General features: G+C 66.4%; 9 protein-coding genes and 1 pseudogene. 5 read left to right on the forward strand and 5 right to left on the reverse strand.

Annotated elements, in window-relative coordinates:
* The first annotated feature begins 7 nt into the window (after nt 1-7).
* The 3 genes from ACZ1A1_RS10075 to ACZ1A1_RS10085 all read left to right on the forward strand — a co-directional run bounded on the left by ACZ1A1_RS10075 (nt 8) and on the right by ACZ1A1_RS10085 (nt 3,658).
* Complete coding sequence (locus ACZ1A1_RS10075) at nt 8-1,441, forward strand: aldehyde dehydrogenase family protein (RefSeq protein ID WP_463619803.1); 1,434 nt, start codon at nt 8-10, stop codon at nt 1,439-1,441.
* A 168-nt stretch (nt 1,442-1,609) separates the two neighbouring features.
* Nucleotides 1,610-2,914, forward strand: coding sequence for a nicotinate phosphoribosyltransferase (pncB, locus tag ACZ1A1_RS10080; RefSeq protein ID WP_415215746.1), 1,305 nt, complete (start codon nt 1,610-1,612; stop codon nt 2,912-2,914).
* A gap of 36 nt (nt 2,915-2,950) precedes the next feature.
* Nucleotides 2,951-3,658: a glutathione S-transferase gene (locus tag ACZ1A1_RS10085; protein WP_463619804.1), complete on the forward strand. Its 708-nt coding sequence runs from the start codon at nt 2,951-2,953 to the stop codon at nt 3,656-3,658.
* Between the two features lie 9 nt (nt 3,659-3,667).
* Here ACZ1A1_RS10085 and ACZ1A1_RS10090 read toward each other — a convergent pair whose 3' ends face one another.
* The 5 genes and pseudogenes from ACZ1A1_RS10090 to ACZ1A1_RS10110 all read right to left on the reverse strand — a co-directional run bounded on the left by ACZ1A1_RS10090 (nt 3,668) and on the right by ACZ1A1_RS10110 (nt 9,339).
* A complete protein-coding gene (locus ACZ1A1_RS10090) occupies nt 3,668-4,132 on the reverse strand; it encodes an RrF2 family transcriptional regulator (RefSeq protein ID WP_119255826.1) in 465 nt (154 codons plus the stop codon).
* Between the two features lie 434 nt (nt 4,133-4,566).
* Nucleotides 4,567-4,802: pseudogene (locus tag ACZ1A1_RS10095) on the reverse strand (amidohydrolase); the annotation flags it as partial.
* 73 nt (nt 4,803-4,875) lie between these two features.
* On the reverse strand, nt 4,876-5,955 hold the full coding sequence (locus ACZ1A1_RS10100; protein WP_463619805.1) for a DUF2218 domain-containing protein: 1,080 nt from the start codon (nt 5,953-5,955) through the stop codon (nt 4,876-4,878).
* A 10-nt stretch (nt 5,956-5,965) separates the two neighbouring features.
* Nucleotides 5,966-7,084 (reverse strand): ABC transporter substrate-binding protein, encoded by a 1,119-nt coding sequence (locus tag ACZ1A1_RS10105; protein WP_463619806.1) that lies wholly within the window; start codon nt 7,082-7,084, stop codon nt 5,966-5,968.
* Nucleotides 7,085-7,131: 47 nt separating this feature from the next.
* Nucleotides 7,132-9,339, reverse strand: a complete 2,208-nt coding sequence (locus ACZ1A1_RS10110) for a TonB-dependent siderophore receptor (protein WP_463619807.1) — start codon at nt 9,337-9,339, stop codon at nt 7,132-7,134.
* Between the two features lie 264 nt (nt 9,340-9,603).
* On the opposite strand from ACZ1A1_RS10110, the gene ACZ1A1_RS10115 reads away from it, so the two are divergent.
* Both ACZ1A1_RS10115 and ACZ1A1_RS10120 read left to right on the forward strand, forming a co-directional pair.
* On the forward strand, nt 9,604-10,605 hold the full coding sequence (locus ACZ1A1_RS10115) for a helix-turn-helix transcriptional regulator (RefSeq protein ID WP_415215751.1): 1,002 nt from the start codon (nt 9,604-9,606) through the stop codon (nt 10,603-10,605).
* Nucleotides 10,606-10,732: 127 nt separating this feature from the next.
* Nucleotides 10,733-11,716, forward strand: coding sequence for a zinc-dependent alcohol dehydrogenase family protein (locus ACZ1A1_RS10120; RefSeq protein ID WP_463619808.1), 984 nt, complete (start codon nt 10,733-10,735; stop codon nt 11,714-11,716).
* The last annotated feature ends 4 nt before the right edge of the window (nt 11,717-11,720 follow it).

Raw genomic sequence — 11,720 nt, forward strand, 5'->3', positions numbered from 1 at the left:
GAAAAGCATGCTCGACAAGCGCAAGTTCTACATCGACGGCCAGTGGGTCGATCCGCTGAAGCCCAACGACCTGCCGGTCCTCAACCCGGCGACGGAAAAGCCGATCGCGGTCATCTCCATGGGCACCGCCGCCGATATCGACCGCGCCGTCGCCGCCGCCAGGAAGGCCTTCGCGACCTACAGCCAGACCAGCGTGGAAGAACGCCTCGCGCTCCTCGAAAAGCTGCTGGAGATCTACAAGCGCCGCTATGACGAGATGGCCCGCACCATCACGCAGGAACTCGGCGCGCCGATCTCCATGAGCACCGAGCAGCAGGCGGATGTCGGCGTCGGCCACCTCCAGGGCTTCATCGACGCGCTGAAGCGCCTCAAGAGCCGCGAAGTCCTGCCGAACGGCGACGTCGTGCGCCGCGAGCCCATCGGCGTCTGCGGCCTCATCACGCCCTGGAACTGGCCGATCAACCAGATCGCGCTGAAAGTGGTTCCGGCGCTGGCGACGGGCTCGACCTGCGTGCTCAAGCCCTCCGAATTCACCCCGCTCAACGCCATGCTCTATGCCGAGATGGTGGACGAGGCCGGCTTCCCGGCGGGCACGTTCAACCTCGTCAACGGCGACGGGCCGGAATGCGGCGCAGCGCTTTCCCGGCATAGAGACATCGACATGATGTCCTTCACCGGCTCCACCCGCGCCGGCATCGCCGTCAGCAAGGATGCGGCCGACACGGTCAAGCGCGTGACGCTGGAGCTCGGCGGCAAGTCGCCCAACATCGTCTTCGCCGATGCGGACCTGGAAGACCGTGTCGCCGGCAGCGTGCTGGAATGCTTCAACAATTCCGGCCAGTCCTGCGACGCGCCGACCCGCATGCTGGTCGAGCGCTCCGTCTACGACAAGGTGGTCGAGATCGCCGAGCGCACCGGCAAGGAAGCCAAGGTCGGCAATCCGGAGGAGGAAGGCAGCCATATCGGCCCGCTCGTCTCGCATATCCAGTTCGGCCGCGTGCAGGCGCTGATCGAGGCGGGCGTTGCCGAAGGCGCGCGCCTTCTCGTCGGCGGTCCCGGCAAGCCGGAAGGTTTCGAGACCGGCTATTTCGTCAAGCCGACGATCTTCGCCGACGTCAACAACGACATGCGCATCGCCCGCGAGGAAGTGTTCGGCCCGGTCCTCTCGATCATCCCCTTCGACACGGAAGAGGAGGCCATCGCGATCGCCAACGACACCGCCTACGGCCTTGCCGCCTATGTGCAGACGGGCAATCCTGATCGTGCCGAGCGCGTCGCCGCCCGCCTTCGCGCCGGCATGGTGCACATCAACGGCGGCCCGCACCGCTATGGCAGCCCCTTCGGCGGCTTCAAGCAGTCCGGCAACGGCCGCGAAGGCGGCATGTTCGGCCTCGAGGACTTCCTCGAAGTGAAGACCGTGCACCGGCCGGACGCGGCCTGATCGGCACATGATACGAACGGCCCGGAGATATCTCCGGGCCGTTTTCCTTTGCACATCCGGCGGATGAAGCAGCCTGCGGCTTGCAATCGGGGCGTCGATCAACGAGGTTGACGCGAACCCGCCGGTCCCTCCCAGCCGGCAAGTCCAGTCCCATCGCCAGGAGCAGGCATGGCCGTCAACGATATCGCGACCCGCACCTACGATCACAATTTCCGCCTCGATCCGATCGTGCGCAGCCTGCTCGATACGGATTTCTACAAGCTGCTGATGCTCCAGATGATCCGGCAGCTCCATCCGGACGTGAATGCCACCTTCTCGCTGATCAACCGCACAACGAGCGTGCGGCTCGCCGATATCATCGATGAGGGGGAGCTTCGCGCCCAGCTCGACCATGCCCGCGGCGTGCGCTTCACCAAGAAGGAGCTGATCTGGCTCGCCGGCAACAGCTTCTACGGCAAGGCGCGCATGTTCGGACCGGATTTCATCGCCTGGCTCTCGACCTTCCAGCTGCCGGAATACGAGCTGCGCAAGGTCGACGGCCAGTACGAACTGCATTTCGACGGGCCGTGGACGCACACGACCATGTGGGAGATCCCCGCCCTTGCCATCATCAACGAATTGAAGTCGCGCGCGGCGATGCGCGATCGTGGCCGCTTCGCGCTCGACGTCCTCTATGCCCGCGCCAAGGCGCGGCTATGGGAAAAGGTGGAGCGGCTGCGCCAGTTGCCCGATCTCGTCATCTCCGACTTCGGCACCCGCCGCCGGCACGGCTTCCTGTGGCAGCGCTGGTGCGTGGACGCCCTCAAGGAAGGGCTCGGCGAACGCTTCATCGGCACCTCCAACGTGCTCCTGGCCATGGATGCCGATCTCGAAGCCATCGGCACCAATGCGCATGAGCTGCCGATGGTCGCTGCCGCGCTCGCCGAGGGCGACGACGCGCTTGCCCACGCGCCCTACCGGGTGCTGGAGGAGTGGCAACAGCATTATAACGGCAACCTCCTCATCGCCCTGCCCGATGCCTTCGGCACGACGGCCTTCCTCGCCAATGCGCCGGACTGGGTGGCGGACTGGACGGGCTTCCGCCCGGACAGCGCGCCGCCGATCGAGGGCGGCGAGCAGATCATCGACTGGTGGCGCGGCAAGGGACGCGATCCGCGCGAAAAGCTGCTGATCTTCTCCGATGGCATGGATGTCGACACCATCGAGGAAACCTACCGGCACTTCCACGGCCGCGTGCGCATGAGCTTCGGCTGGGGCACCAACCTCACCAACGATTTCCGTGGCTGCGATCCCGATGGCGGCCACCGGCTCGATCCGATCTCGCTGGTCTGCAAGGTGACGAGCGCGAACGGCCGCCCCGCGGTCAAGCTCTCCGACAATCCGGTCAAGGCGACCGGCGATCCGGCGGAAATCGCCCGCTACCGCCGCGTCTTCGGCGTGACCGAGCAGACGGCGCGGCCGGTCGAGGTCTGAGGTGGAACCGAAAGCCCGTTGCCGCATTCCTGCGCCATGACCTACGAACTCTACTACTGGACCGGCATCCAGGGCCGCGGCGAATATGTCCGCCTGACGCTGGAAGCGGCCGGGGCGCCCTACCGCGACGTCGCCCGGGAGGAAGGCGACCATGTGATCGCGGATATCGGCAGGAAGCTTGCGACGCCGTCCTTCGCCCCGCCCTTCCTGAAGGATGGTGCGCTGGTCGTCGGGCAGGTGGCGGCGATCCTCCTCTATCTCGGCGACAGCCTGAACCTCGCGCCGAAGGACGAGCGCCTCCGCCTATGGACCCACCAGATCCAGCTCACCATCGCCGATTTCGTGCTGGAAGGGCACGACGTGCACCACCCCATCGGCGCGGGACGATATTACGAGGAGCAGAAACCGGAATCGCTCCGGCGGGCGGAGGAATTCCGCAAGGAGCGCGTCCCCAAGTTCCTGAACTGGTTCGAGACGATCCTCGCGCGCAACCCCGAAGGGCCGGCGCATGTGGTAGGCAACCATCTCACCTATGCGGATCTTTCGCTTTTCCAGGCGATGAGCGGCCTGACCTATGCCTTTCCGAACCTCATGAAGCGGCTCGGGCCGAAATACGGCAAGATCGACGCGGTCTGCAAAAGGGTGGAGAAACTACCGAGGATCGCGGCCTATCTTGCGAGCGACAGGCGCCTTGCCCCCAACGAGAGCGACCTCTTCCGCCACTATCCCGAACTGGATCCGTAAGGCGGCGGGTCAGCCGACCCGCTTTTCCAGTTCCTCTTCCTCGATCATCGCGGCCGCGCCCGGCACGGCGACGAACTGTTCGAGCGTCATCGTATCGAGGATGGAGGCGATGGCGTCGCGCACCTCGGTCATGGCGCGGCGGACCTGACAGCCTTCCGGATCTGCGCAGTCCTCGCAGGCTTCATAGGCCGTGCGGCTTGCGCAGCGGATCGGCGCCAGCGGACCGTCGAGAACGCGGATGGCGTGGCCGATGCGGATTTCCGAGGCCGGGTGGGACAGGGAATAGCCGCCGCCCGGTCCCTTCTTCGAACGCAGCATGCCGGCGTTGCGCAGTTCGAGAAGGATGGTGTCGAGAAACTTCTTCGGAATGTTGTTGCGCAGCGCGATCTCGCTGACGAAAGCCGTTTCGCCCGGGGCGAGGCGCGCCAGGTCGACGAGCGCCTTCAACCCGTATTTTCCCTTTTTCGTCAGCATTTCAGCCTGCTTTCCATCGGCATGTGCGGCAGCGTGGACGCACACTGGCGCCCGGCGATTTCATCCATCGTCTTCGGGAAGATCGATCGGTTCACCCATGACGGGTGATTCCGACTCATTCTAGGCACCGAAGTGCGAAAAACATATAAAAACGGTATAATTTATCAGAGCGGCAAATGGCAAGGAAATCAGCCGCTAGACAGCGGTTTTCCGCCCGTTTTGGCCTTGAACGTGCCCAATCCGCATCATTTTCGATGCGTTCCAGCGGCAAACGGCCTTTTCCCGCTTCCATCTAAGGACGCAGAGGAACCTTATGGACAGATCGGCTTTGAACGCGGCTGGCGCGATGTGCCCTTCAGCACAGATTCGCACCAGCTTTGGAACCCCCTGATTATTTGGCTTTCCAAGAGAAGGCCGAAGCCTTTTGTAGAGCCAGCATCAGCGCCGACGCGGCGAAAGACGATCTCGAAATTGTCCTCCGCCGACATGAACGGACCTCTTCTGGTCTCGAACATGCTCACCTCGAAGCCGGGCATGTTGTGAATGCCGTCTCGTCGAAGGGGAACCGCTTCATCAGCCCGTCATTCAGCGCAGCGAAAACGCCCTTGCCCCATTTCCCGGCCGGCTGGAACAGGAAACGGACCCCGCCGTCGAACCCACCCTCCTCGGCATCTCAGCGCTGCCGCCTGAACAGCGGGCCGATTGCACCGGCGGGCCATAGCCCGCGGGAAAGCGTGTGCGGACTAGGCGCCCTCGACCGTTCCGCGGCGCCAGTAGGAGACGACAAGGTGCTCGTCGCCGGTGAGCGCCTTTTCCTGGCGGGCGAAGGCGCGGATCGCGCGGAAAGCCTCGAATTCGCAGCCGGCCCAGAGATAGACCCTTTCGCTTTCGGCCGGAAAGGCGGTGGCTCGGACCGCGTCGATGAGCAGGGTCGTGGTGCCGGCTGCCTTGCCGTCGCGCAACAGCCACGCGACCGCGATGCCGGGCGGGGCGGCAAGCGGCTGCACCTCGGCCGCGTCGGCGACCTCCAGGAATGCATGGCCGCGCGCTTCCGCCGGAAGGGCTTCCAGCATGCGGGCGATGGCCGGCAGGGCCGTCTCGTCCCCGGCGAAGAGATACCAATCCGCGGCAACGAGGCCGCCGCCGCCGGGGCCGACCACGCCGACCCGGTCGCCGACCGCCGCCCGCGCGGCGAAATCCGAGCCCGGCCCGGCATCCTCGTGCAGCACGAAATCGATATCGAGCGTTCCGGCGGCAAGGTCGAGAGAGCGGACCGTGTATTTGCGCATCAGCGGGCGCAGGTCCGGCTCCTCCCATTCGATCATCCCGTTGGGGCCGACCCGCGGCCATTGCGGCCTTGCCGCCTCCGGGCGCTGGACCATGAGGTTGAGATGCAGCGCATCGAGGCCGGCGAAACGCGCGACGTTCTCGCCGGCCAGCGTCAGCCGGCGCATATGCGGGGTGAGCGTGCGACAGCCTGTGACCTCCAGAATCTGGAAGTTCGGCGGGCGGGCGATCTCGCCGCCGTCGCCCGTCCAGGCGATGACCGGCGGATCGTCGCCGGCAAATTCCAGGATATGCGAGGCAACGGACATGCGGGCGAGATAGAGCCCTTCGAGATCGGGCGCGGCGACATCGACCAGCGTCGCATCGCCGTCGCGCGAGAAGCGGGCGCGGATGGCGCCGAGCCGCAGCTCCGGACCCTCCGGGCCCTCGCTCACCACCGCATTGTGCTCGACCATGTGCTCGCAGAAGTCCGCGATGACGGCGCCGGGATTGCTGAGCGCGATCCGGGCCTGTGCGGTATATTGCCTGGCTTGCATGTTCTCGTCCTTACTGCGGCTTGTGGTCGATCCAGAACGTGCCTTCGAGCGGCACCGCCAGGAAACGGGCATTGATCTCGGCGAGCGTCCCGGCGGGATCGACATCCGCGAAGCGGTCGGGATGCATCCATTTGGCGAAGCACTCGAAGATGAGGATGTTGAGCACCGAGATGGAAAGCTGGTGCGAGACGGCATGGGCCCTGCCCTCGTGCACGGCCGTCAGCGCCTCGCGCATGCCCTTGCCGAGGATATCGGCGAAGGATGCCTGCGCGGCCGCCTCGGAAATGCCGCCGCCGAGGACGAGACCACCCTGGGCGGCAAGATGTGGGCCGCCGGTCGCGATATAGACCGTCGGGTCCGTGCCGATGACATATTCGGGGCTGAGCTGCCCGTCATAGCCCGGCACGTCGGCGCCGATGCTCCTTCCGCCGGCAAGCCGCAGATACTCCGTCATGCGGTTGCCCTTGCCGGGCGTCGAGCAGCAGGTCGCGCCGGCATGGGCGTCTACGAGCACCGAGACCGGCTCCAGCGCCGCCGTGCGATCCGTGATGCGCTTGTAGCGGACGCGCAGGAAATCGCCGAAGGCCTCGCCCTTCGCCTCCTGTCCCACGGCCTTCGCCAGCAGCGCGACGGAAAAGGCCGTCGTCTCCGCAGGGCCCTTGCCGTCGTTCACCGGCCCGTCGAGGAAGATGACGGGCACACCGGCCGCCTCCAGCGTGGCGACGATCTCCGTCCAGCCGGTTTCCCAGATCGAGACGACGAAGAGGTCCGGTTTCACGGAAAGGATCGCCTCCGTCGAGGTCTTGCCCGGCAGCACGCTTCCGACCGCCGGAATGGAGTCGATGGCCGGGAAGCGGCGGCGATAGGCGTCGTACATGCCGCGGTCGATGCGCTGGGGCGCGGCCCAGCCGGCAAGGCGCGAAACGGGATCCGCATCGACGAGGGCGAGCGAGATGAGGATGAGGCTTTCGTTCGTGACGATGCGGCGCGCGGGCGCGGCAAGGCGCACCTCGCGGCCGGCGGCATCCGACAGCACGATTTCCGCCCGCCCCTCGGCCGGAAGCGCAAGGGCCATGAGGATGGCCGCCGCCGCCAGCATCCAGTGCAGGAGACGGAAGGCCGGCGGCATGCCGCCAGCCCTTCCCGTCGCGTTCGATCGCGCTGTCGCCAATCGCGTCACCATTCGAATTTCAGGCTCGCCGTGATGGTCCGGCCCGGCCCGTAGTTGCAGCTTCCGCCCGTGGCATTGGTGCACTGGACGACATGGGTCCTGTTGAACAGGTTGGACACGTTGACGCGGAAGGTCGTTCCCGCGAAGTCCTTGTTCAGGGCGCCGAGATCGTATTGCGCGCCGATATCCACCAGCGCAAGGCCGGGGATTTCGAGAGAGTCGAGATAGGTCGTGTCGGTATGGTAGGACGACATGGCGCGCACGCCGGCATTCAACGCAAGGCCCTCGGCCCATTCCGGCCGGTACTGCACCCAGAGGGCGCCCTGATGCGTCGGCACGCGGAGCATGTCCTTGCCCACCTGAGTCGCGATATTCGTCGCGAGCACCTTGGAGTCGGAATAGGCGTAGGAGGCGATCAGGTCCAGTTCCGGCGTCAGCTCGTACTTCCCCTCGATCTCGACGCCGCGGATGCGCTGCTCGCCGGTCTGGATATTGCCGAGCGTCGCGCCCGTGCCGCTATAGACGGGCGTCAGCGCGTTGTCGAGCCTCAGGTCGTAGAACGAGACGCCGATCATGCCGCGCCCGCCTTCCGGCTCGTACTTGACGCCTACCTCGAACTGCCGCGACTGCTGCGCCTCGTAGGGATCGCCGTTCACGTCCGCGCCGATGGTCGGCAGGAACGACGTGGAGAAGCTCGCATAGGGCGTCAGGCCGTTGTCGAAGAGATAGGCAAGGCCCGCGCGGCCCGAAAGCGCGCCGTCCTTGTTCTCGTAGGTCACATTCTTCAGGCGGTCGGTCGTCGTGATTTCCGAGTGGTCGTAGCGAAGGCCCAGCGTCGCCAGCCAGTTATCGTAGCGGATCTGGTCCTGCGCATAGACGCCGACCTGGTCCTGCGTTGAGAGCCTGGAGGTCGTCCATGCCGGGAAGGGATAGGTGCCGCCATAGACCGGGTGGAGGTAATCCTGCCCGGCGATGGCCGCCGAGCCAAAATGCCGGTCGGACCGGATGTGGAAATATTCGAGGCCGAACAGCATCGTATGGTCGAGCGCGCCGGTCTCGAAGCGCGCCTCGAGCTGGTTGTCGATGTCGATGGACGACAGCGTGTCGTCGGATGCCGAGACGACCCGTCCGAGCGTGGTGCCCGAGGGCGGGTTCGACGGCCATGTGAAGGCCGGGTTGACGACCGCCAGGAACATGTTCTGATCGGCATAGCTGTATCTGAGGTTCTGCCGGAACGTCAGGCTCTCGTTGAAATTATGCGAGAACTCGTAGCCCGCCGTATAGAGATTGGCGTCGAACTCGTTCGCATTGGAGAGATAGTCGCCCATATGGGTGTCGGTCGGGATCTGCCCGGCGGGATTGGTGATCAGCGTGCCGAATGCAGGATAGAAGCGCCCGCTGAAATTCTTCGGGTTCACCTTCTGGTAGAGGCCGTAAAGGGTGAGCGAGGTATCCTCGTCGGGCGACCAGGTGAGGCTCGGCGACAGCATGAGCTGCCGGTTGCGCTCCTTGTCGATCTGGCTGCCGAGATCCCGCCCCTGTCCGACGAGACGATACGACCAGTCGCCGTCGCTGCCGAGCGGCCCCGTGAAGTCGGCCGAGGTCTGGATGCCGCCGAGGGAGGACGTCGTCACCTCGACCTCGTTATGAGCGGTGGTCTGCGGCCGCTTGCTGACCTGGTTGATCAGGCCGCCGGGCACGGTCTGCCCGTAGAGCACCGAGGCCGGCCCCTTGATCACCTCGACGCGCTCCAGCGCGTAGGAATTGATCGGCACCGAGGCGTAGCCCTCGGGATCGCCCGCCTGGGCGAGGCCGTCGAGCCAGAGCCTGGCATAGGCATTGTAGCCGCGGATCCACATCCAGCCGCCGCGAACGTCGTCGCCATTGGCCTCCGCCATGACGCCCGGCGTGTAGCGAAGCGCCTCGCGCACGGAATTGGCCCCGCGTGCGTCGATTTCGTCACGCGTCACCACGCTCACGGCCTGCGGAGTCTCGCGCAGCGAGGTGGCGGTCTTCGAGGCGCTGCGGCTGGTCTTGGCGACGATGCCCTTGTCCGGGCCGCGGCCGGTCTCCTTGCCGCCGTCGACGGTGACGGTCTCCAGCGTGGTCGCGCCGGCATCCTGCGCCAGCGCATGGCCGCCCGCCGCGGTCACGGCAAGCAGGACGGTCGAGGCGAGCCAGAGGCGTTTTCGCCCGGCCGCCCGCCATGCCATTCCCGCCGCATCCATTTCCGTTCCGTATCCGTGTCCCGAATTCATCATCGCCGCCCTGACAGCTATACCTTGCCTTAAACTTGACTACTTAAATCAAGTTAAGGTATTCCTTAGGGCAACAATCGCACGGCCGACAATGTCGGTTCCTTTGCGCGACACGCAAAAGCCTTTGCGCACCGGTAAATCGTCATGAGGCGTGACGGTTCGCTAAGGCCTGCGGGTCACTTTGCGAAGCGCGGGACGGCGGATATCGAAGGATCGGACATGGCAGCCGAAGGCGGAGCCGGACTGAAGACGAATGACGGACGCCTGCGCGTGCGCGATTTCATGCGCCATGCCGGCATCGCCTTCGACAGCCCGGACGACCGGCTGACGCCGGACGATACCCTGATGAAGGGCGCGTTCCTGCACCGCGAGCTGCGGCGGGGCCTCGTTCTGCATGCCAGCGACGCCATCGAGGAGCGGCCCTTCACGGCCACATCGCAGCTTCCCGAGGAGCTTTCCTGCATCTTCTTCCTCGAAGGCAGCGTCGACCTTTCCATCGGCGACCGCCATTTCGCCTTCCAGGCGAACCGAGGCGCGGCACGCGGGGTCGCGATCATGAACGCCTGCCCGGAAAGCTTCGCGCGCGCCTCGCGCGGACGCCAGCACCTGCGCCATCTCGTGGTGTCGGCCACGCCGGAATGGCTGCATCGCGACGTGCTCGAAGCCGTCGCCGATACCAAGGGCGGCACGCGGCTCTTGCGCGACCATCTTGCGGAATACCGCTGGACGCTGACGCCGCGCATGGTGGAACTGGTGCGGCAGATCTTCAGCCCCTCTCCGCTCATTCCCGAGCTGCGAGACCTCTATCTCGAGGGCCGCGCCGTCGAGCTGGTGGCCGAGACCATGGCGGCGGCGCTGCGGGCGGACCGGCGCGAGGCGGGCGGTGGCCTGCTGACCCGGCACGACATGACCTGCCTCCAGCGCGCCAAGGATTTCATCGCCGCGCGCGCCGCCGAACCGCTCAGCGTAGAGACCATCGCGCGCGAGGCCGGCATCAGCGCCAGCGGCCTACAACGCCTGTTCCGCGCCGCCGAGGGCCGCAGCGTCTTCGACCATGTGCGCAACGTCCGGCTGGAGCGGGCCTATGCCGCGCTCGCGACCGGCGAGGCCAGCGTGCAGGAGGCGAGCGGCATCGCCGGCTATACCAGCGCCGCCAACTTCGCCACCGCCTTCCGCCGCCGCTTCGGCATCGTGCCGACGGCGGTGAAGGGCACGCGGTGACGGCGGCCACCTCCGCATCGCCTTGATGCGGATCAACGCCTTCCGGCAAATCCCGATCGAAGATAAGCTGGCACAAGGCGGAAGCCCGGCGTTTCCGCTTCTTGAGCCTGCGACGGGAGGCATGCCGATGAAGGCGATGGTGCTCGAAAGACCCGGAACGCGGCTCGTGGCCGTCGAGCGGCCCGATCCCGTGCCGGGGCCGGGCGAGATAAGGTTGAGGGTGGAGGCCTGCGCGGTGTGCCGAACCGACCTGCATGTCGTCGACGGCGAGCTCGACCATTCGAAACTGCCCCTCGTGCCGGGCCATGAGATCGTCGGCATCGTCGATGCCGTCGGGCCGGGCGTCGATAGCGCGCGGATCGGCCGGCGGGTCGGCGTGCCGTGGCTCGGCCATACCTGCGGAACCTGCCCCTATTGCCGCTCGGATGCGGAGAACCTCTGCGACGCGCCACTCTTTACCGGCTATACGCGCGACGGCGGATTCGCCACCCATGCGGTGGCGGATGCCGCCTTTGCCTTCGATCTCGATCCCGCGGCCGATCCGGTCGCTCTCGCACCGCTGCTCTGCGCCGGGCTGATCGGCTGGCGGGCGCTGTCGAAGGCCGGCGCGGGAAAGCGCATCGGGCTCTACGGCTTCGGCGCGGCCGCCCATATCATCGCGCAGGTCTGCCTCTGGCAGGGCCGCGATGTCTACGCCTTCACGCGGCCGGGCGACGGGGAGGCGCAGCGCTTCGCGCTCGGCCTCGGCGCCGTCTGGGCCGGCGGCTCGGACGAGGCCCCGCCCGTGCCGCTCGATGCGGCGATCATCTTCGCGCCGGTCGGCCCGCTCGTGCCGGCGGCGCTCCGCGCGGTGCGCAAGGGCGGCATCGTCGTGTGCGGCGGCATCCACATGAGCGACATTCCCTCCATGCCCTATGCGATCCTCTGGGGCGAGCGCGAGCTCGTCTCGGTCGCCAACCTGACGCGGCAGGATGCCGAGACGTTCTTCCCCATCGCGCAGGCCGCGGGCGTGCGGACGCATACCACGGCCTATCCACTCGCCGCAGCCAACGAGGCCCTTGCCGACCTGAGGGCGGGCCGCCTCAACGGTGCGGCGGTGCTGGTGCCCTGAGCGC

This window comes from Shinella sp. R2-11 (assembly GCF_055330205.1).

What these genes read in the sequence shown, in the direction of transcription:
- pncB (WP_415215746.1), top strand. Translation starts at nt 1,610, where the DNA reads ATGGCCGTCAACGATATCGCGACCCGCACCTACGATCACAATTTCCGC.
- ACZ1A1_RS10100 (WP_463619805.1), bottom strand. Translation starts at nt 5,955, where the DNA reads ATGCAAGCCAGGCAATATACCGCACAGGCCCGGATCGCGCTCAGCAAT.
- ACZ1A1_RS10120 (WP_463619808.1), top strand. Translation starts at nt 10,733, where the DNA reads ATGAAGGCGATGGTGCTCGAAAGACCCGGAACGCGGCTCGTGGCCGTC.
- ACZ1A1_RS10090 (WP_119255826.1), bottom strand. Translation starts at nt 4,132, where the DNA reads ATGCTGACGAAAAAGGGAAAATACGGGTTGAAGGCGCTCGTCGACCTG.
- ACZ1A1_RS10085 (WP_463619804.1), top strand. Translation starts at nt 2,951, where the DNA reads ATGACCTACGAACTCTACTACTGGACCGGCATCCAGGGCCGCGGCGAA.
- ACZ1A1_RS10075 (WP_463619803.1), top strand. Translation starts at nt 8, where the DNA reads ATGCTCGACAAGCGCAAGTTCTACATCGACGGCCAGTGGGTCGATCCG.
- ACZ1A1_RS10105 (WP_463619806.1), bottom strand. Translation starts at nt 7,084, where the DNA reads ATGCCGCCGGCCTTCCGTCTCCTGCACTGGATGCTGGCGGCGGCGGCC.
- ACZ1A1_RS10115 (WP_415215751.1), top strand. Translation starts at nt 9,604, where the DNA reads ATGGCAGCCGAAGGCGGAGCCGGACTGAAGACGAATGACGGACGCCTG.
- ACZ1A1_RS10110 (WP_463619807.1), bottom strand. Translation starts at nt 9,339, where the DNA reads ATGGCATGGCGGGCGGCCGGGCGAAAACGCCTCTGGCTCGCCTCGACC.